Annotated in this window: 16 protein-coding genes; all 16 read right to left on the bottom strand. The window is 53.0% G+C overall.

Annotation, left to right across the window (positions count from 1 at the left end; translation table 11 throughout):
- Nucleotides 1-12: 12 nt before the first annotated feature.
- Entirely contained in the window at nucleotides 13-1,860 is a 1,848-nt protein-coding gene (locus AR333_RS04415; protein ID WP_068774091.1) for a nucleoside-diphosphate sugar epimerase/dehydratase, read from the bottom strand.
- Nucleotides 1,861-1,903: 43 nt separating this feature from the next.
- Nucleotides 1,904-2,539 (bottom strand): CpsD/CapB family tyrosine-protein kinase, encoded by a 636-nt coding sequence (locus tag AR333_RS04410; RefSeq protein WP_068775119.1) that lies wholly within the window; start codon nucleotides 2,537-2,539, stop codon nucleotides 1,904-1,906.
- 31 nt (nucleotides 2,540-2,570) lie between these two features.
- Nucleotides 2,571-3,317, bottom strand: a complete 747-nt coding sequence (locus tag AR333_RS04405; protein ID WP_068775118.1) for a YveK family protein — start codon at nucleotides 3,315-3,317, stop codon at nucleotides 2,571-2,573.
- A 141-nt stretch (nucleotides 3,318-3,458) separates the two neighbouring features.
- On the bottom strand, nucleotides 3,459-4,226 hold the full coding sequence (locus tag AR333_RS04400; RefSeq protein WP_068774090.1) for a tyrosine-protein phosphatase: 768 nt from the start codon (nucleotides 4,224-4,226) through the stop codon (nucleotides 3,459-3,461).
- Nucleotides 4,227-5,129: 903 nt separating this feature from the next.
- Nucleotides 5,130-6,659 (bottom strand): LysM peptidoglycan-binding domain-containing protein, encoded by a 1,530-nt coding sequence (locus AR333_RS04390; protein ID WP_068774088.1) that lies wholly within the window; start codon nucleotides 6,657-6,659, stop codon nucleotides 5,130-5,132.
- 107 nt (nucleotides 6,660-6,766) lie between these two features.
- Nucleotides 6,767-7,645, bottom strand: a complete 879-nt coding sequence (locus tag AR333_RS04385; protein WP_253735709.1) for an RluA family pseudouridine synthase — start codon at nucleotides 7,643-7,645, stop codon at nucleotides 6,767-6,769.
- 456 nt (nucleotides 7,646-8,101) lie between these two features.
- Nucleotides 8,102-9,403 (bottom strand): glutamate-1-semialdehyde 2,1-aminomutase, encoded by a 1,302-nt coding sequence (hemL, locus tag AR333_RS04380; protein ID WP_068774087.1) that lies wholly within the window; start codon nucleotides 9,401-9,403, stop codon nucleotides 8,102-8,104.
- Nucleotides 9,404-9,801: 398 nt separating this feature from the next.
- On the bottom strand, nucleotides 9,802-11,292 hold the full coding sequence (gene hemY / locus AR333_RS04375; protein WP_068774086.1) for a protoporphyrinogen oxidase: 1,491 nt from the start codon (nucleotides 11,290-11,292) through the stop codon (nucleotides 9,802-9,804).
- A 91-nt stretch (nucleotides 11,293-11,383) separates the two neighbouring features.
- The gene (gene hemH, locus AR333_RS04370; RefSeq protein ID WP_068774085.1) at nucleotides 11,384-12,328 is read right to left on the bottom strand and encodes a ferrochelatase; all 945 of its coding nucleotides are present in this window, start codon (nucleotides 12,326-12,328) and stop codon (nucleotides 11,384-11,386) included.
- 3 nt (nucleotides 12,329-12,331) lie between these two features.
- Nucleotides 12,332-13,396, bottom strand: coding sequence for a uroporphyrinogen decarboxylase (hemE, locus tag AR333_RS04365; RefSeq protein ID WP_068774084.1), 1,065 nt, complete (start codon nucleotides 13,394-13,396; stop codon nucleotides 12,332-12,334).
- 231 nt (nucleotides 13,397-13,627) lie between these two features.
- Nucleotides 13,628-14,623, bottom strand: a complete 996-nt coding sequence (gene hemB, locus AR333_RS04360) for a porphobilinogen synthase (protein ID WP_068774083.1) — start codon at nucleotides 14,621-14,623, stop codon at nucleotides 13,628-13,630.
- Between the two features lie 136 nt (nucleotides 14,624-14,759).
- Complete coding sequence (gene cobA / locus AR333_RS04355; protein ID WP_068774082.1) at nucleotides 14,760-16,334, bottom strand: uroporphyrinogen-III C-methyltransferase; 1,575 nt, start codon at nucleotides 16,332-16,334, stop codon at nucleotides 14,760-14,762.
- A 61-nt stretch (nucleotides 16,335-16,395) separates the two neighbouring features.
- The gene (gene hemC, locus AR333_RS04350; protein ID WP_068774081.1) at nucleotides 16,396-17,349 is read right to left on the bottom strand and encodes a hydroxymethylbilane synthase; all 954 of its coding nucleotides are present in this window, start codon (nucleotides 17,347-17,349) and stop codon (nucleotides 16,396-16,398) included.
- 137 nt (nucleotides 17,350-17,486) lie between these two features.
- Nucleotides 17,487-18,245, bottom strand: a complete 759-nt coding sequence (locus tag AR333_RS04345) for a bifunctional precorrin-2 dehydrogenase/sirohydrochlorin ferrochelatase (RefSeq protein WP_068774080.1) — start codon at nucleotides 18,243-18,245, stop codon at nucleotides 17,487-17,489.
- A complete protein-coding gene (locus AR333_RS04340) occupies nucleotides 18,242-19,084 on the bottom strand; it encodes a cytochrome c biogenesis protein (RefSeq protein WP_068774079.1) in 843 nt (280 codons plus the stop codon). Before AR333_RS04340 ends, AR333_RS04345 begins: the two co-directional genes overlap by 4 nt.
- A gap of 37 nt (nucleotides 19,085-19,121) precedes the next feature.
- Complete coding sequence (hemA, locus tag AR333_RS04335; RefSeq protein ID WP_068774078.1) at nucleotides 19,122-20,519, bottom strand: glutamyl-tRNA reductase; 1,398 nt, start codon at nucleotides 20,517-20,519, stop codon at nucleotides 19,122-19,124.
- Nucleotides 20,520-20,530: the final 11 nt, after the last annotated feature.

Raw genomic sequence — 20,530 nt, 5'->3', positions numbered from 1 at the left:
CCCCTTGTGGCTTTACGAAACATTGCGGTATGTAGGGACCAGATGCTGCAGCAGGGCACGGATCTCCTCCGGTTCGCTGCCCAGTACACGCTCCAGCCTGCGCATTTCGAATTCAAGCTCTGTCCGGTTAATGTTCATCGGCTTGCCGATAAAGATCCGGTCGTGCATCGTGGACGACATGCCTTCTTCACTGGTGAGAAGTTCCTCGTACAGCTTCTCTCCCTCCCGGATCCCCGAGAACTGGATGTCGATGTCGACATTCGGCTCATAGCCGGATAACCGGATGAGATCCGTTGCAAGATCGACGATCTTGACCGGTTTGCCCATATCGAGAATAAATACCTCGCCGCCCTGCGCGAACGCCCCTGCCTGGATAACAAGCTGAACGGCTTCAGGAATGGTCATGAAATATCGGACCATCTCAGGGTGAGTAACGGTTACCGGACCTCCCCGGGCAATCTGATCTTTGAATCTCGGGATTACGCTGCCCCGGCTGCCGAGCACGTTACCGAACCGGACCGCCACAAACTTCGTTTTGCTGTGTTTGTCCAGACTTTGGATGAACATCTCGGCAATCCTCTTCGTCGTTCCCATAATGCTCGTCGGATTGACGGCTTTATCCGTCGAGATGAGCACGAAGCGCTCGGCGCCGAATTCGTCAGCACATTCCGCTACGTTGCGGCTGCCGAATACATTGTTCTTAATCGCTTCGGAAGGATTGCGCTCCATGAGCGGAACATGTTTGTGCGCTGCCGCATGAAAGACCACCTGCGGGCCGAATTCCCGGAATACATCGGCGATCCGGGTCCGGTCTTGAACATCGGCAATGACCGTCTCGATCTGCAGTCCCGGGTGCAGCCGCCTCATTTCCATCTCAATGCCGTAAATGCTGTTCTCCCCGTGTCCGAGCAGAAGCAGCTTCCTCGGCTTGAACGGCGCTACCTGCCGGCAAAGCTCCGAGCCGATCGAGCCGCCTGCCCCGGTGACCAGGACAATTTTATTCTGCACATAGTCCGCGATATTCTCGAGGTCCGTGTCAATGGGGTCGCGCCCCAGCAAATCTTCGACCTGCACATCTCTCATCTGGTTGGCTGCCATTTTTCCCTGAATGAATTCATGGATATGAGGAATGATCTTAAGACGCGCCTTTGTCGTTTTGCAAATGTTGATGATATCCGAAATTTGTGTTTTGGAAACCGAAGGAAGCGCAATGATAATGTCGTCGATCTTCTGCTGTTCAACAAGCTTAGGAATATCGTGACGGGTACCCATAACGGGTATTCCGTGGAGCTGGAGCTTCTGTTTGTAAGGGTCGTCGTCAATGAACGCGACTGGCTGCATGTGGAAGCTCTCATTGTGAGCAACTTCTTTCACGAACATCACGCCGCAGCTGCCGGCACCGACCACAAGCGTCCGCTGGGCGGGTTTGCCTGCTCTTTTTTTGGAGCTTCTGGAGCTGCTGCCATAGAACTTATCGCAGAAGACCCGCCAGATAAAGCGTGAACCTCCCAGCATCAGCAGGATGCCGTTCAGGTTCTGCAGGAACATGTACAGGGTAATTTCGCCCGCAGACAGAAACGATATAATTGCATAGGAGATCAGACAAGAAACAACGACGGCTTTGGCAATCGCCACCATTTCACCGACGCTTGCGTACTGCCAAATCCGGTTGTACAGCTGAAAATAGAACATCGCGCAAGCCAGTGCGACTCCGGATATGAGTGTATACATCATAATGACACTCATGACCTCGGGCGGAATCCCGCCCCGGTAATGCGACAAAAAAGTAAGGTAAATGCTGGCCCATACCATGATCATGTCGATCAGTACCAGCATGGGCGTCCGTTTTGAATAGCTCATCTTCTTCCCTCCTTGTAGACTTCATACAGACCGCCTGGTTAATTCAACTGCTGTAATCGTAATAGGTGTTCATCTTCGCATCTTTACGGGCTACCTTGTTCAGTACTACACCCAGAATGCGCGCATGCACGAACTGCAGATTGTCACGCGCTTTCTGTACCAGGTCCCGCTTGACGCCCCCGGCGCTTACCACGAGCAGTACACCATCGCACTGGGACGCAACTACTTGCGCATCGCTGACGGCAAGTACCGGTGGCGTGTCAATGAGGATGACATCGAACTTCTCTTTCAGCTCCAGCAGCAAATGTGCCATCCGCTGAGATCCGAGAATTTCGGATGGATTGGGCGGGATCGTACCGGATGTTATGACGCTCAGCCCCGGCACTTCTGTTTCTTTGAGCGCTTCGCCGATCTCAATCTGATGGGTCAGCACGTCCGTCAATCCTGCACGGTTGGTGAGACCGAAGGTTCGGTGAGCCGTAGGTTTGCGCAAATCTGCGTCAATCAGCAGCACCTTCTTTTCCATCTGTGCATAAACCACCGCAAGATTATCGATCGTAGTCGACTTGCCTTCCCAGGGAGTGGCGGATGTAACCATCAGTGTACGGATGTCCCCGTCGACGCCGGAATATTTAATGTTGGTTCGCAGGGTCCGGTATGTTTCCGAAATAGGGGACATGGGATTGGTATGCGCAATAATAGGTCTGCCTTTATTGGACACCGGCTGCTTCACCTACCTTTCCTGAGGGGGCCCGCTTCGGTTTCATATCGCCCGGCCGGATTTCCGGCACAGCAACCAGCATGGGCAGCTCCAGGTAATGCTCAATGTCCTCTTCGGACTTCAGCGAGTCGTCGAAATATTCAAGTGCGAATACAAGACCAATGGCAAACATCAGCGAAGCAACGAAAGCGACCGCTGTATTTACAGCGACATTAGGCTCAACGGGCGCCGGTATTTTGGTTAGATCCGCCTCGTGCAAAATAAACACATTGTCGATCTTCATGATGTTCGGAATTTGCTTCTGGAACATCTGAGCGACCGTGTTTACGATAACAGCGGCCTTTTCATACTTGGCATCCTGCAGACTCAGTGTAAAGATCTGTGTATCACTAACCGAAGTAAACTGAATGCGTTTCATTAGTTCCTCTGCAGTCAGACCGAATTCAGGATGCTGCTCTACAACCAGATTCATAATGGCCGGTGTCTTAATGATCTCTTTGTACGTGTGGATAAGACTTATATTCGTATTGATGGCATTCATATCAAGCTGGAGCATCCCCTGGCTGTTGGCAGGAGAGTTTACGATCAGCTTCGTGGATGCCTGATACTTCGGGGTTAAATACAGGGCGCTTACCGCCCCCGTAGCCGAGCATCCGACAAACACAATGAGAATGATCAGCCAGAACCTTTTACGCAGAACGGATAAATAACGTTTAATTTCAAAATCCATATTCACAACATTCAATCCCTCACTTTCCTTGCGTTTCATCAACTTGGCGGACTATTAAGGCTGTACGCACCGTATTGTTTTTACTTTCATACATTAAAGCAAAAACCGATTACCGCTGCGTAATCTTAAAGCGCGCATGGGCACGGCTCAGCGAAAAATGGCGAACAGCCCTCGTGGCTTGGAAGCAACCGGCTCCCCATGCTGCAAGGGAGCGTCCTCGGCAAGCAGCCGGGCATTGCTGCGGCAATATTCCGCAAAATCCCCATCAATCCGCTCTTCTATCCGTGAATAAGCTTCCCTGAGCCTGAACGGTCTTCTTACCCGATCATGCGCATCTGACGCCAGCAAATGAATGAGACGCCGAGAACACAAGTCGTGGGCAAGCGTCTCAACTCTAGGGCCGAATGTGCCAAGCAGTGAGTCCGCCGTCATTTGAAAAACAGCTCCCCACTCCATAAGCTCCAGCAGCTTATCCGGGTCTTCCGCTACCGCCCTATTCCGTTCCGGATGCGCTATAACCGGCACTTTCCCGAGAATAGACAGTTCGTGGCAGATCTCTGCCAGGTCATCAGGAATTTCATGCGATGGACATTCAATCAGCACATAGCGGGTTCCTCCAAGAGTAAGTAGGCCCCCGTCATACCAATCATCGATCAAGCTGCGCGTAATCCTAATCTCCTGCCCGCCCCTGACATCAAGCGGAATTCTTTTCTCGGCAAGAGCCTCGCTGAGCTTTTTTATCGCTGCTTCTATCTCTTCTGGAGAAGTGAAGTAACGGCTCGTCCGGTGATGAGGAGTGGCAAAAACCGTGGAAATTCCATTCGACACAGCCATACGCGCCATTTCGACTGAATCTTCCAGAGTCATAGGCCCATCATCCAGACCATGAAGGATGTGAGTATGCATATCAATCATTCATTTACCTCCAGATCCGAATGTTACTAAAATTATGTCACAAATCGTATGGATTGTAGGAGGGAGCTAGGTTATAAATTGGACTAGTTACTATAGCTTATTTTACCAATGGTTGTTATGAGCAGGAATTCCCGATTGGATTTTTCTGATTTTATCATTTTTGTAATTTTTTGATAATAAACCAGCTTTTTCACTCGTTTTATTCTTACTTTCGAGGTCTAGTCAGGTTAATATGATGCAGACCTTTGTAACTATGCCTTTATGAAAAATTTATATCTGTTTGCCTATTAAAAAACAGAAGCAGTCTGCCCTAGGCCAGGCCGTAGGCGGTTTGAGGGGGTCGTAAGAGAATTATGAAGAGTTGATTCGAAAGACAGGTCCTAGACGCGGTTATTTGGACCCGGTGATTTTCGGGGTATAGGCCAGGGTAACTAGTGTAGGTCTTAGGGATGTATTTTGAGGTCATAAAATAAGTTCGACATTAAACCTATCATGTTAATCGGAATAATCAGAACAAAGACCTAGTTCCATTCAAACCCGGGACATACTGGATCAAAATGATCCCGGCTATCCGGGCAGATTCGTGCGATAAATAAAAAATGCCGTCCAAATCGGCCGTTTTTCCGGCTTCCCCTGTTCCACTGCCTTGGAATAATAAGCGAAAACCCTCTGTTTTTCGTACTTTCACGGGTTTTAGAGTCCTCCGGCAGTGACCCGGGACACAATTCCAGAAAAACCTTCCTTCTTTCAGCCCAATCTTTGCCGGACTCAAGGGCTGTTTTTGAAGCGTTTTATCCAGGATTTACCGATGGATTACTGCATTGAGCGCCGGACAGCACAAAAAAAGAGCCGCTTAAGCAGCTCCCTGGCAATAAAGGATTAAAGCAGCCTTACATGCGGACGTTATTCCCCGCTCGTTTTGGATCTCGGTATATACAGAATCTGCCCTGCATTGACATCCTGCTCCTCGAGCCGGTTGTACAGCTGCAGTTCTCTGGCGTTTACTTCATATTTTCTCGCAATCGTTTCGATCGTTTCTTCCTTCTGCACAATGCACATGGTGACTTTACGAAACTTCTGCACTTCCTGCTCTCCGTTAATAAAGAGCTTCTTCCATTCCAAAGCATCCGCTTTGAATTCTTCCGTCACCGGAATCTCCGCTTCCCGTTCTTTACGGTCCGTCCGGTCGCTTGCAGCGGAGCCTGAATAAAGGGAATGAATCCCGCTCTGGTGACCGGATGCATCATCTCCCGGCCTTCTGCTTCCGAACGCTACCTTAAGCTCCTTCGGCTCTTCCTCCGCAGCAGGTTCGGCTGAGGCTTCCGCCTGTTCTACTTCTGTATACAGCTGCTCTTCAAATGCCAGATCGTTCTCCCGCTTCTCCTCGGCCCCCTGCGTTTCGTTCTTTTGAACATCTTGCTGCAGGAACTCCCCGGCTGGCTTAAGCTCCGGCTGCCCATGTATCTTTGATTCCGCCGAAGATTCCGTATCAGCAACAGGAGAAGATTCCGGTATCCGTTCTCCACCGTCTTCTTCGGATAGGTCGGGCCCAGCCGACTCTTGGATACCCGGCTTCTGATCCGAGGCGACTTGACTCAGTGTCAACTCTCCGAATCTGCTATCCGAATCGGAGAAAGACGAAGAGACCCGCTCATCCGCCGAGGTATGCCGGTTTGGCTCCTGTACCTCCCAGGGATTAAAATCCGTCGGTTCCGCTCTGGGCTCCTGCCGCTCTGAACGCGCCTCTCTAAGCCACGGATTATCCGCCTCTAAAGAAGCATATGGATTGTTCCCGTAGGTGGACAGATAAGAATCCCCGGCTGGCCCGTCCGAATATGCCGCACTTTCAGATGGATTCCTTGACTGCTCTTGCTGCCGGTTTCCCGTGTCTTGCTGACGCTGCTGCTCCTGGTAAGCTGCACCGGACTGGAACTGCTGCTGCTGCCGGAACGGCTGCGAATCCCCCGTATACTGGGTATGAATGATCTGCTGGACCGGTTCTTCGTCAGCCCTATCTGCGGTTTCGTGAACGAAGAGAACTTCTTCCTCCTGAGCCCACACCCCGCCACCCAGAGCCGTCTCCACCCCGTGTAAGGACAAAACTCCCGTTACATTTATACTCCGGGCAGACAACACATCTACATCAAACGTCTCAATTTCCACAAGAATATCCTCGATCCGCTGCACCCGGTTTAAAGGCAGCGTAATTTCGACCGGGATATAGTGTTCCAGCGTGCGCTTTGTTTCCTCATCATCCAGATAACTTCCATTCAGCAGCAGGCTCCCTTTAAGCAGCGCCTGTTCCTGTTGGGTAATGACCTGGATGCGCGGAACCAGTTCCACATCTTCAAGATCCCGTATGTCGGCGGCTTCGTCCGCCAAATGAACGCGTTCATAAATGTCGAATCGCAGACCGTTCTGCTTTTCTGTCACACTGCCATCCTCCCTTCGGTTGTCCCTTATTAAACATATGAATTACCGCAGGACCACCCGTTCTATCTTATATATATGGGTAGAAGGAGGACGGCATGACTGCCAATTTAGTTTTTATGCAAAAGCGCTGCAAGAAGAGCGTTAAAATCATCCGGGTAGGAGGCCTCAAGATCCAGCTCTTCCCCTGTGATCGGGTGCCGGAGCAGCAGCCGTGCTCCATGCAGCGCCTGACGCGCGAACAACTTCGGTGATCCGCCGTACAACGTATCCCCGAGAAGCGGGTGCCCCAGGTAACTCATGTGAACGCGGATCTGGTGCGTCCGTCCGGTTTCAAGGCGCAGCTCAAGAAGCGCAGCTCCCCGGAAACTCTGCAGCGTCCGGTAATGCGTAACGGCATGATCGCCTCCGGGCGAGACCCGTCTGCGGCTGCGGTGGTGCCGGTCCTTCCCGATCGGAGCCGCCACAGTACCGGCCGGCGGCGCAGGATGCCCTGCACATACGGCCGCATAGATGCGCTCGATGGCTTTCTCGCGCATCGCTTCGTCCAGCAGTACATGCGGCAGCTCGTACTTGGCGTACAGCACAGCGCCGCTCGTATCCTGGTCGAGGCGGTGGATGTGCCTGACGGCGCAGCCCTGGCCTGTCGACTCATAATAGCCGGCTACCGCATTCGCCAGTGTCCCGCCTTGACCGGGCTCCGCGGGATGAACCGCCATCCCGGCGGGCTTGTTGACGACGAGGAGATAATCGTCCTCGTACACAATCTCCAGTTCCGTCCATTCAGCCGGAACCGATGGGGCTTCCTGCGGGAAGATGCGCAGCAGCAGACGAGGCCCCTGATTCCGGATGCCTCCTTCGCGTTCCAGCTTGCGCCAGAGTTTCTGCGGGATAGGCAGAAACGGATACACATCCTCCCATGTTGCCCGCTCAGCCGGCACCATAAGCTCAATCCATTCTCCTTTTCGCTTGCCTGCCGCGTGCATCATGGCGTCTTCCCCCTTTCCTCATCCCGGCTGCCCAGCCGGCGAGCAGCAGTACAAACACACAAACAACCGCGATTAAATCGATCGGGAAATCAAAAAAGTAGTAGCGCTTCAACCTTAACTCAGCTCCGATCTTCTCTCAAAAAGTCTAGATCATTTTACCAGATTCCGTTCTCAAAAGAAATGAAGCCTGCCCTGCCCGCTGTTCTCCTCCGCAGCATTCAAAGTCCCTGTCCACTGGCGGATCTGGTTAGCCGTTTACCCCGCAATCGCAGACCTCCACCGGCAGTCCAACCGGACCAGGAGGAATTGCCGATGTTGCTGTGGCAGCAGCTAAAGAAGCGCCAACGGACCACAATATTTAGACAGCGGTCCGCAGGACGCAAATAACAAAAAGACCGCCGGTTAAACCGGCGATCCATTCACGTTAAAGGGATTCTACAGCCTTGCCCCACTCCGTTAAAGCCTTTTCAGTGCTTCACGCTGAACTTCGATCGTTCTCTCGATATCTTCGTCCGTATGAGCCGTGGACACAAACATTCCCTCGAATTGCGAAGGAGCTACAGAAACGCCCAAATCAAGCAGATTGCCGAAATATCGGGTGAACACGGACAAGTCCGATGTTTTGGCCGTCTCGTAGTTGATGACGCGCTGCCCGGTAAAGAACGGGCATACCATCGAACCGACGCGGTTAATCGTGCTGGCAATCCCGACTTCTTTGGCATTCGCCAGGAAACCTTCCTCAAGACGGGCGGCTTTGCGCTCCAATCCCTCGTATACGCCCGGCTCTCCAAGCAGCTTGAGGGTCGTATAGCCCGCCGCCATCGCCAGCGGGTTGCCCGACAAAGTGCCTGCCTGATAGATCGGTCCGCTCGGAGCTATCTGCTCCATGATTTCTTTCCGTCCGCCATAAGCGCCGACCGGAAGTCCGCCGCCGATCACTTTACCCATACAGGTGAGGTCAGGAGTCACTCCGTATAATCCCTGCGCACAGTTCAAATGGACACGGAATCCGGTCATCACCTCATCGAAGATCAGAACTGCGCCATATTCTGTCGTTACGTCCCTGAGTCCTTGCAGGAATCCGGGAAGCGGCGGCACGACACCCATATTGCCCGCAATCGGTTCGACGATAACAGCGGCGATGTCTTCACCGTATTTCTCAAACACAAGACGGATGGAATCAAGGTCGTTGTACGGTACAGTCAGTGTGTTCACGGCAACCGACTCAGGTACACCCGGGCTGTCCGGCAGGCCCAGAGTCGCTACGCCGGAACCGGCTTTGATCAGCAGCGCATCCGCATGGCCGTGATAGCTGCCCTCGAACTTAACGATCTTGTTGCGCTTCGTGTATCCGCGCGCCAAGCGCAGCGCACTCATAGTAGCTTCCGTACCGGAATTAACCATACGTACGATTTCAACGGACGGCACACGCTCCACAACAAGCTTGGCCATTTCCGTTTCGATTAGAGTCGGCGCACCGAAGCTGGTGCCCTTCTCGGCCATGGAGCGGACAGCTTCAATCACGTCCGGCTGGGCATGTCCGAGAATAAGCGGCCCCCAAGACCCGATATAATCGAGGTATTCGTTGCCATCGATATCATACACGCGAGGTCCGACTCCGCGCTCCATATACACAGGCGTCAAGCCGACTGATTTGAAAGCGCGTACCGGACTGTTCACTCCTCCGGGAAGATACTGCTTAGCTTCGGCAAAAGCTTCGGCTGATCGGGTATCTATTCGCTTGTGGTTCATTTCCATTAGACAATAACCCCCTGGGTCATAGTTGTTTCTTCTCTGTCAATATACGAGAAGACGAAAGCCATTCTCATAAGAGAAGAGCCTGGCTTCACAGCCGGTATCCTTTATTATACACGGCAATCGGCTCTTGTGCCGATCACATGGGTTAATCCGGCAGAGATCAGCGCTTCAAGATCACGTTTGCGCTTGCGTTTCCGATCGCATTTTGATCGCATTTTGATCGCATTCTGATCGCATTCTGATCGCATTTTGATCGCATTTTGATCGCATTTTGATCGCATTTTATTGCATGTTGATTGGATTTGATTTGATTGCATTTGATCGCATTTCCAATCGCATTTCCGGTCACCTTGCGTCTTCGATTCGATCACGCTTTAAGTTCTAGTCCCGCCTTACGATCACGCTTGCCGCCCAGGAGCTGCTGAAGCCGCCACGCCGTCTATGCCGTCCACGGCAGTCGAAGCCATCAGCCGCTCCGCCGCTTCATAGGCCGTGTCGCGCCCCTGCCTGATGCAGTCCGGCAGCCCGACCCCGTGGAACCCTGCGCCGGTAACATAGACGCCGGGCATCTGTTCCGCCAGCTCGCTGCGCAGTTCGCGGATGTTGTCCAGATGGCCGACCGGGTACTGCGGCATCGAGCGGTGAAGCCGGGTCACCTCATGGAACAGAGGCTCCGCCTCTATTCCCATCAGCTCGGCGACATCTTGGCGCACCTTCGCGACCAGCTCCCCGTCGCTCAGTTCTACCCAGTCCTCCGCTCCGGAGCGGCCTACATAGCAGCGGAGCAGGACATGGCCCTCCGGAGCCGTATGAAGCCACTTCGTCGAGGTCCATGTGCAGGCTGTAATGCTGCGTCCCTCTAGCCGCGGGATCAGGAACCCTGAACCATCGAACGATACATTGGCATCCTCCTGCCGGTAAGCAAGCACCACATTCGCAACGGACACATAGTTGATCGCTTTGAGCTTCTCCACGCCAGCTAGCTCACCCAGGAGCTCTGCCGTATGATAAGTCGGCAGCGTTACAATGACACTGTCCGCTTCTTCCGTCTGCCCGTTACCCAGTGCAACCCGGTAACGTCCCCCCTGCTTTTGGAGGCCCGTTACTTTCACACCGGTACGGATATTTACTCCGCTGTCCCGCAGCACTTCCTCAAGCCGCTGCACAAGCGTACTCAACCCGTTCTTATAAGTAAGGAACGTCGACTTACGTCCGGGTACCGGCAAGTTTCTTGCTTCCAGCTGTGTCTGCTTGCGGTTATTCATCATCCCGTAGATGAGACTGCGGTGCTCCTGCTCCAATTCCCCGAACTGCGGGAAGGTGGACTGGAGGCTCAGCGCGAAGGTATCTCCCGCATAAATGCCTGCAAGCAGCGGTTCCACAACTTGCTCCAGCACTTCCTTGCCGAGCCTGCGCTCGAGGAAGTGGCCCAGGGACTCATCCCCCGGCTCCTCCTTCTTGGGGAGGATGAGATCAAGCAGTGCGCGCGCCTTACCGGCGGGAGATACGAGAGCCGTTCTCATGAACGGGCCGAGCTCCGTCGGAATGCCAAGCACGAGACCGGGAGGCATCGGATGCAGCTTGCCGTCGCGAAGGATATACGTCTTCTTCGCCTCGGGATTAGTGCCGGTCAGCTCATCCTCAAGTCCAAGCTCCTTACTGAGTTCAATGATCGGAAGCTTGCGCGCCAAGAAAGAATCCGGCCCCTTCTCAATCACGAAGCCGTCCTTTCTAAGCGTGTTGATTCTGCCGCCCAGACTTTCCGCTCCCTCAACCAGAGTGATGTCAGCTTTGAAACCGCCGGCATCCAACCTTTTTTTCAGATAGTAAGCTGCCGTCATGCCGGTGATGCCTCCGCCGATAACGATCACTTTCCGTGCCTGGCTCATAGTCAACGTCCCTTTCTGCCCGGACTTCCTCGGAAATCCGGATTATAAAAATGCAAAGGGGCGCCCGAATTCAGCGCTCCCCTGGTGATCATTAATCCTGTGATTTTAACTCGCCGTATTTGTTCCAGACCGCATCGCTGAGCGTTTCCATATACAGAGGATCCGTATTAAGCGATTCTGTCCGTTCCAAATGCAGGCCGAGCTCTTCCGCCGCCTGGCGGCATTCAATGTCGATATCGTAAAGCACTTCCAGATGGTCCGAGACGAACCCGATCGGACAGATCAGGACACGCTCTACGCCTTCTTCGCTTACGGAACGCAGCACATCCAGAATGTCCGGTCCGAGCCAAGGAGCAGCCGTCCGTCCGGCACTCTGCCAGGCAAACTGCCAGTTCGTCACGCCCGTCTTCTCCGCGACAGCTCTGGAAGTCTCCAGAAGCTGCTCGGGGTACGGATCGCCGAGTTCGAGAATTTTCTCCGGCAGACTGTGTGCCGAGAATAGAACACGTACGCTGGAGCGGTCTGCATCGGCGAATTTCTCTAGTGCGCGCTCTATCCGCTCCGACAGAGCTTGAAGAAGTTTCGGATGCAGATGATAGCTGTCAACGCACGCCATCTTAATGCCATGCTCCGCCGCTTTTTCCTTTGCGCGTTTGTTGTAGCTGGCAATGCTCATCGTGGAATAGTGAGGCGCCAGAACGATTCCGACCGCTTCTTTTATGCCGCTCTCAGCCATTGAATCCACACCGTCTTCAATGAAAGGTTGTGCGTGTTTCAGTCCTTGATAACAAACGAACTCCACGTCCGGATGTTCCTTCTGCAGCGTCTTCTGCAGACCGGAGACTTGATTATCGGTATGCTCACGAAGAGGGAATACTCCCCCTACGATCGCTTCATAACGGCTCGTAAGCTCCCCGAGCTGCTCTGGACTTGGCTTGTTTCCGCGCCGGATGTGCGTATAATAGGCCTCCACATCATCCATGCTCTGGGGCGTACCGTAGGACATGACGAGAACGCCGACTTTCTGCTTTTCCATGTCTTAGACCCCCTTGCCCGCGTTCCGCTCTGCAATTGCTTTGGCGGAATACGAATGTATGAAATCAGTCAATTCTTTGAGTTTATCCAAAGACGCTTCCGGGAACAATCCATGCCCGAGGTTGAAAATATAACCCGGCTCTTGAATGCCATCATCAATGATCCGCTTCGCATGCTCTTGAATGACTTCCATCGGAGCCGTCAGCACAAATGGATCAAGGTTTCCTTGGACGGCATAGCGGCTGCCTAATCTGCGGCGGCCTTCCGAGATCGAAACGCGCCAGTCAAGGCCGATAACATCCGCCTGAAGGTCTGTAAGAAGCGGCAGCAGCTCGCCCGAACTGACGCCCGGGAAGTAGATCTTGGGCTGCGGCAAATCTTCAAGTCCGCGGAAAATTTTCTGGATGGTAGGAAGCACGAATACCCGGAAATCTTCCGGAGCCAGCGCCCCCACCCACGAATCAAACAACTGGACGGCTTTTGCCCCCGCTGCAATGTGCGCCCGCAGATAGGTGATAACCATATCCCCTAGTTTATCCATGAGTGCGAACCAGATTTGCGGACTGCCGTACATCATTTCCTTGGTGCGTATGTAGTTCTTTGAAGGGCGTCCTTCGATTAAATAACTGGCAATCGTAAATGGAGCTCCTGCAAACGTAATAAGCGGTACCGTAAGCTCCCGATCCAGAATGCGGATCGTTTCAATAACGTGAGACAAATCAGCTTCCACATCAATCGGCTTCAGACGGGCTACATCCTCGCCCGAACGAATCGGATTCTCAATGACGGGGCCAACATCTTTTACAATGTCGAAATTAATTCCCAGAGAAGCTACCGGATTCATTATATCCGAATATAAAATAGCTGCATCTACGCCAAGCTTCTTAATCGGCATCAGCGTAACCTCAGCTGCTAATTCAGGCTGCTTACAAATCTCAAGCAAAGAATACTTTTCTTTAATTTTGCGGTAATCCGGGTCGTAGCGTCCAGCTTGGCGCATGTACCACACAGGCAGTTGATCCACATCTTCCTTACGGCTTGCTCTAATAAAACGATCGTTGTTTATCACGAGACACCTTCTCCTGATCCTGTCATGATTTGTTACCATTATGCCCTAATTATAACTCCCTCACAACCGCGCCCTGCCAGTCCTTTCCGACAAAAGTTTGACAAAGCGTCAAAATAAATGTGTTGTTGTTTGCTCATACCACGGAGTGACGTTATGCGATTGAAAAAACTCTCCGCACCACCTTGTCAGGATCATGCGGAGAGATTCCAATCGTATCACAAAAAACCTGCCTTAAGACTCTTTTAACCAGCGCGCCGCGTCTTTGGCATGGTATGTCAGAATGATATCGGCTCCGGCACGTTTGAAACCAAGCAGCGTCTCGAGCACGATTTCCTTCTCGTTAATCCATCCGTTCTGAGCGGCAGCCTTAACCATCGAATACTCGGCGCTGACATTGTAAGCCACAAGCGGGAGGTCAAAGTTCTGTTTCAGCATTTGAAGAACATCCAGATAGGCGAGTGCAGGCTTCACCATAAGGAAGTCCGCGCCTTCGAGCACATCGCTCTCCGCTTCACGTAGTGCTTCGCGGGAGTTGGCCGGGTCCATCTGATAGGTCTTGCGGTCACCGAATTGAGGAGTTGAGTGTGCCGCATCACGGAAAGGACCATAGTATGCGGAGGAGTATTTCACCGAGTATGCCATCACAGGCACATGCTCCAGCCCCTCGGCATCAAGGCCGGTACGAATCGCATGAACATAACCGTCCATCATATTCGAAGGGGCGATGATATCTGCGCCGGCTTTGGCCTGGGAAACTGCGGTGCGGACCAGAAGTTCCAGCGACTCGTCATTAGCGATATCGGCACAGCCGGTTTCCGGATTGTGATGAACCACTCCGCAGTGTCCCGTATCTGTAAACTGGCACAGGCAGGTATCGGCGATCACAAGCAGATTCGGATTCCATTTTTTGATCAGACGGGTTGCCTGCTGGACGATGCCATCCTCAGCGAAAGCAGAGGAGCCTACAGCATCCTTCGTTTCGGGAACGCCAAACAGCAGAATCCCTTGAATACCCAGTTCCGATATTTCATGAATCTCTTCTTCCAGGCGGTCTAGAGAAAAATGGTAAACGCCCGGCATGGAGAGAATCTCACTCTTCACATTCGTTCCCGCTTCTACAAAAATCGGCTGGATAAGATCATGCACAGACAGCGCATTCTCACGCACTAAATTACGCATCGCCGCGGAACCGCGCAAACGGCGGTGTCTTACAACTGGAAAACTCATTGAAACTGCCTCCTTAGTTAAACACATGAATAGAAAGCCGCTTCGGAAAACTATCACCCGCAGCTTCCTGTCCAATCGAGTATTTAAAGAATCGTTTATTGAAGTGCTGCTCAGTTGTCTATAAGCCTGTAGAATCTCAGGAACCGGGAGTCTCAAGGCCCGCATAGTTTAAGGTCCTGCGTCCCGAAGCAATCGTTTCAACTAGAGAAGCAACAGTCGCTTCCGGCGGCATGTAAGCTGCAGCGATCTCATAGCGGGCCAGCGTATCCGCCGTCTTGGGGCCGATACACGCGGTTTCCGTACCCTGCAGCAAAGCGCACGGGTCTTCCGCTCCGAGCCGGCTCAGCGCTTCCATCAGGTTCGTCACGGTTGACGAGCTTGTGAAGGTCGTAATGTGAATCTTCCCTTCCTGAAGAAGATTCAGTACCTCTTCTCCGCCTTCCGTAGACAGCACGTTCTCGTAGACATCTACTTCCGTCACCTCGAGTCCCATGCTGCGCAGACCTTCCGGCAATGCTTTGCGGGCGAGGTCGCCGGTTGCGAGCAGAGCGCGCTGGCCAGGACGGACAACCTGTCCAAGCTCTTTCAGCAGCTCATCTCCATCGAATTGCCCGGGAACCGGCGTCTGGGTATAGATCCCGTGAGCTTCCAGCGCCTCAGCGGTTTTGGGCCCGACAGCGGCAATGCTCGCCCCCGCCAATACCCGGAAATCCTGGCGCAGTTCCCTCATACGCCGGAAGAAGAACTCTACGCCGTTCACGCTCGTGAATACGACCCAATCAAATTCCTCAAGCCTGCCGATGGCTTCATCCAGCAGACGCCGGGCCTCGGCGCTGCTCGGCGGCTGAATCTGGATAACCGGGAATTCCAGCGGCTCCCCCCCGAGCTCTTCGATCAGCTCGACAAGCTCGCTCGCCTGGCTGCGGGCTCTCGTAACGAGAACCCGTTTGCCGAAGAGAGGCTTCTTCTCAATCCAGGCCAGCTTCTCGCGAAGCTTGACAACTTCGCCGATAATAATGACGGCGGGGGACTCGAAACCGGCTTCCTTGGCTTTGCGGCTAATATCAGCCAGCGTCCCCACCAGCGTCTGCTGCTCCGTCCATGTTCCCCAGCGTATTAGAGCTACCGGGAGATCGGCCGGTTTTCCATATTGAATCAATTGCTCGCTGATTTGCTCCAGATTGGCTACGCCCATCAGGAAGACAAGCGTGCCGATCCCTTTGGCCAAATGCTCCCAATCGAGCTTCGTATACGTTTTATTCGGATATTCATGCCCGGTAATAATGGCAACGGAAGAAGTGAAGTCCCGGTGAGTCACCGGTATTCCCGCATAGGCAGGCACAGCTATGGCAGACGTAATACCCGGAACAATTTCAAAAGGGACGTTATGCTCGGCGAGAAGCTCTGCTTCTTCCCCGACCCGGCCGAATACGCTCGGGTCTCCGCCTTTCAAACGTGTCACGATTTTACCCTGAAGGCCCAAATCGACCAGGAGCTGATTGATATTCTCCTGCTTCATCATATGCTTGTCCGGTGTCTTGCCCACAAATATCAGTTCCGATTCCGGCTTGCGGTGCTTAAGCAGCCTGGGACTGGCCAGCCTGTCGTAGACAATGACATCGGCACGCCGGATCGCTTCCATGCCGCGTACGGTGATCAACTTAGGATCACCGGGACCTGCGCCAACCAAATAAACTTTCCCTCTCCCCACTAGCTCCACTCCTTCTCAAAACCCCATTCGTAATCTGCCGATCCATCCGCAAAGCGAGAGGCTAGTCAATCGCTTTGTTCTCGTAAGCCTCCGCCAGTATGCGGTCCGCGCCGCGCGCGATAAGCTTGTCCGCCGCTTCCCGGCCGAGCGCTTCCGGATCGCTGCCGCTCAGCGTCTCCTTCAGCAGTTCAGCTCCATCCGGCGATCCGACAATCGCCGTAATCGTCAGCTGAGCGCCCCCGCTTCCGTGCTCGACCGTCGCGTATGCGCCAAGCGGAACCTGGCAGCCTCCCTCGAGTCTGCCGAGGAAACTGCGCTCGGCCCGGACGGCCAGCGCCGTATCTTCATGCTGAAACTTCCCGAGAAGATTCAGCACGAACTCATCGTCCGCCCGGCTCTCAATGCAGAGCGCCCCCTGCCCGACTGCAGGTACGCACACCTCAGCCGGCACGTAGGCGCTGATGCGATCCTGCCAGCCGATCCGGTGAAGGCCGGCTGCGGCCAGAACAATCGCATCGAACCCTTCCGTTTCGAGCTTGCGCATTCTCGAATCAATGTTCCCGCGGACCGACTGGATGCGCAGGTCCGGACGGCTGTGCTGCAGCTGGCAAGCGCGCCGCAGCGAACTCGTACCGACGAGCGCTCCCTGAGGGAGCTCGTCCAGGGAAGTCTCCCCCTTCGTGATCAACACGTCACGGGGATCCTGGCGCTGAGGAATAGCGCCGATCACAAGTCCTTCCGGCAGCTCGAATGGCATGTCCTTCATGCTGTGTACGGCGATGTCGATCTCGCCGTCCTGCATGGCCTGCTCGATCTCTTTCACGAACAGCCCCTTGCCGCCTACCTTCGACAGCATCACATCCAGAATGCGGTCTCCTTTTGTCACAATTTTGCGGATTTCAAAGTCACATTCTATTCCATGCTGCCGGCTAAGCTCTCTGAGCTCATCCACAACTTGATTGGTTTGGGTAAGCGCCAGAGCGCTCTGCCTGGTTCCGACTACGATCGTACGCATAAGTTATATCCTCCCGTTTCTGCTAAAAGCCTTCGCTTGTAAGGTAATTCATCAAAGCCAATGTCCCAGGCCTGATCTTAACGCCCGTTCTTTTGCATCCTTTATTATCCATCATTTCCGCTCGGATTACTATCCTTCTAGAAGAACGGACCGATCGAAACGTATGCGGCAGTGAACTCTTCAGGAGAAGAAGCCTCCTTAAGCGTATGCAGGACTTCTTTGCGCCAAATCTCGAAATCACCTGCTCGGATGCGTTCCGGCACATTCCAGGAGGGAACCCTTCGCAGCAGCTCTTGGCGCTTCTGTGTATCCGGAATACGTTCGCGCATGGTCTCTCTGAGCTCGCTCAGAAAATCCACATAGGGGGCATACTCCGGCCCATATGCACTCTCTAACTCGCGGCGTATCTCCGCTGCCAATGCCGGACTTGAACCGGAAGTAGACACGGTCAGCGTCAGCTTGCCGCGGTGAACAACTGCGGGTACGGTCATATTGCCGGTATCCGGCTGATCGGCTATATTCACGAGCTTGCCCAGCTTGTCCGCTTCACGCCGGAGCAGATCGTTCACCTCGCGGCTATCTGTAGCCGCGAATAGGATTACATATGGAGAGAGGTCCGGAAAAACAGTTCCGCCCTTGTTAACCGGATCTTTTTCCGAACCTTCTAATTCGTGATTTCTTATTATTTCTGGAGTTCCGTAATGAAACGACAGCCAGCTCAGTCCGCCGGTTTCAGCCCAGGACCGGATCGCAGGCGTTACGGAAGGGGAGATTACCGTTACATCCGCCCCGGCTTCCAGCAGCGCTGCGATTTTTCTTTCTGCCACCGCCCCGCCGCCAACGACCAGGCAGGGTCTGCCAGTCAGCTTCAGCATAGCCGCATATTCACGGTTCATTGCCCCACCCCCGTCATTTCCCAGTTATGAAATCCTGAGAAGCCATTCGACAAAATAAAGTTCAGCAGAACAATGACAAAAGCGGCTAGATTCCACTTGGCCAGCTTCGGTCCCGTCATGCTTAATGAATGATGCTGGAAAAGATAGAATCCGTATGCGCATAAGACGAGAAGTGAGTTAATCACTTTGGTGTCCCACAGCAGATACACATTATCCTCAATCAATACCCAAGCGACGCCGAGCGACAACGCCAGCATAAGAAGCGGTGTACCGATAACCACACTAACATATGTATACCGCTCTATTTTCTCCAGCGAAGGCATCTTCTTCATGCTTGCCGTCCAGCTTTTCCGCTTAAGTTTGCGGTGAAGAAACAAGTACATCCCGGATAATACGAATGAGACCGTGTAAGCTGCGTAACTGCCTACCGCTAGCGATACATGGATAAAAAGCAATTCATCATTGATGTTCCATTGATCAATTAACGGTGATACATGTGAATCGCTGAAGAAGTTCAATGCGAGTACGGCAAGACCGAACAAATTTACGAAGAACACCACCAGCTCAATCCGGTAAAACCGGCTGATCACCAATGAAGCGGTAATCAGCACCCATGAAAATAAGAATAAGGTCTCAAACATAGAGAACACCCAACGGCCCAGATGCTCATACAAGCTGTAGCCGAGATACGCCGTTTGCAGGACCCACACAAAATAAAGCAGCCCCGTTCCTAACTGTTTCGCACTCCGATTCGCGCGCGCAACATCAGAGAAGTAAAACAGCAGGCTCAGGGCATATAAATAAATAATCGCATCGTACCAGATGCTGCGAGTAACCATCGGTTGTCTCCTTCCTCTGTCTCGGAGAACCGTGAGATCAGGAGTGGGCGAGCGCCGGCTGAAGACTGAATCCGCTGCCTGCAAGCTCTTCCTTGGCATGCGCCTGCGACGCTTCTGCTGCATCGGCGCGCGCATCTGCCAATGCTTCCGCTCTTTCCTGCTCCTCCATAAGTTCCTCTAACGCAAAAATCTTAGTAAACATTTCAAGCGCTTCTTCGCCTTTCTTCTCTCCGGCCATCTCTTTAATGGATAGAATCGGGTCGCGAAGCATTTGATTGACAATGCTCTTCGTTAACTTACGAATCACTTTCATTTCCCGCTCTTCAAGATCGGGAAGCTTCTTGAACAGACTTTCCATCGTTTCCTGGTGTACCAGGTTTGCTTTGGCCTGGAGGGCATGAATCACCGGAGAAACACCCAGTGTCTTGGTCCATTGATCGAATGCGGCAATTTCATCGCTGATCATCGCCTCGATCTTAACCGCTTCTTTCTGCCGTTCCTTCAAATGGCTGTCCACAATAGCCTCCAGATTATCGATATCGTACAGGAAGACATCTCCCAGATCATTAATTTCAGGGTCCAAATCACGCGGTACTGCAATATCCATCATGAAAAGCGGCCGGGACTTACGCTTCGGAAGTACGGACTGCAATTGTTTCTTCGTCAGTACATAATCACTCGATCCCGTGGAGGATATGACAATATCCGCTTCTGTAAGGCGTTCTTCCAGCTGTTCCATCGGATAAGCTCTCCCGCCGAACTTCCCTGCAAGTTCCAGAGCCCGCTCATACGTACGATTCAACACGTCAACGCGCTGCGCTCCGCTTGAATACAAATGCTTAACGGTCAGCTCGCTCATCTTGCCGGCTCCGACAATGAGGATTTTCTTGCCTTCATAGCTGCCAAAAATCCGTTTGCCGAGTTCTACAGCGGCGTAGCTGACCGACACGGGATTGTCGCTGATGGAAGTTTCGGAATGAGCCCGTTTGGCCATCGTAATAGCCTGTCTGAATAAAGTATTGAAATACGTGCCCGTGGCACCAAGCTGCTGGGCCGTGTAATAAGCATTCTTCACTTGCCCCAGAATCTGGGTTTCGCCGATAATCATCGAATCCAGACCGCTGGCTACCCGCATCAGATGCTCAATCGCCCGGTCATGTTCATATATATATAGATGGCTGTTGAATTCCGTACGCGGAATCTCAAACCAATCTTCCATAAACTTACGGATGTAGTGCCCGCAAATGTGTACGCGATCGACCACGGCGTAGATTTCTGTACGGTTGCAAGTGGCCACGACAACACATTCCAATATGCTTTTTGTCTCTTTCAGTTCCAAAAGCGCTTCGGACAGTTCTTGTTCGGTGAACGTGAACTTCTCACGAATCGCTACGGGAGCTGTACGGTAATTAAGTCCGACGACGACAATATGCACAGGGCACACCT

The organism is Paenibacillus sp. FJAT-26967, assembly GCF_001541095.1.
Lineage (GTDB): Bacteria > Bacillota > Bacilli > Paenibacillales > NBRC-103111 > Paenibacillus_F.
The sequence above is the reverse complement of the archived record's forward strand: the minus strand, read 5'-3'. Positions and strand labels throughout refer to the sequence as shown.

Bases quoted from the DNA above. Each gene is read 5' to 3' on its own strand.
- AR333_RS04415 (WP_068774091.1), bottom strand. From the start codon at position 1,860: ATGAGCTATTCAAAACGGACGCCCATGCTGGTACTGATCGACATGATC.
- AR333_RS04410 (WP_068775119.1), bottom strand. From the start codon at position 2,539: ATGTCCCCTATTTCGGAAACATACCGGACCCTGCGAACCAACATTAAA.
- AR333_RS04400 (WP_068774090.1), bottom strand. From the start codon at position 4,226: ATGATTGATATGCATACTCACATCCTTCATGGTCTGGATGATGGGCCT.
- AR333_RS04385 (WP_253735709.1), bottom strand. From the start codon at position 7,645: ATGATGCACGCGGCAGGCAAGCGAAAAGGAGAATGGATTGAGCTTATG.
- hemL (WP_068774087.1), bottom strand. From the start codon at position 9,403: ATGGAAATGAACCACAAGCGAATAGATACCCGATCAGCCGAAGCTTTT.
- hemY (WP_068774086.1), bottom strand. From the start codon at position 11,292: ATGAGCCAGGCACGGAAAGTGATCGTTATCGGCGGAGGCATCACCGGC.
- hemH (WP_068774085.1), bottom strand. From the start codon at position 12,328: ATGGAAAAGCAGAAAGTCGGCGTTCTCGTCATGTCCTACGGTACGCCC.
- hemB (WP_068774083.1), bottom strand. From the start codon at position 14,623: ATGAGTTTTCCAGTTGTAAGACACCGCCGTTTGCGCGGTTCCGCGGCG.
- hemC (WP_068774081.1), bottom strand. From the start codon at position 17,349: ATGCGTACGATCGTAGTCGGAACCAGGCAGAGCGCTCTGGCGCTTACC.
- AR333_RS04345 (WP_068774080.1), bottom strand. From the start codon at position 18,245: ATGAACCGTGAATATGCGGCTATGCTGAAGCTGACTGGCAGACCCTGC.
- AR333_RS04340 (WP_068774079.1), bottom strand. From the start codon at position 19,084: ATGGTTACTCGCAGCATCTGGTACGATGCGATTATTTATTTATATGCC.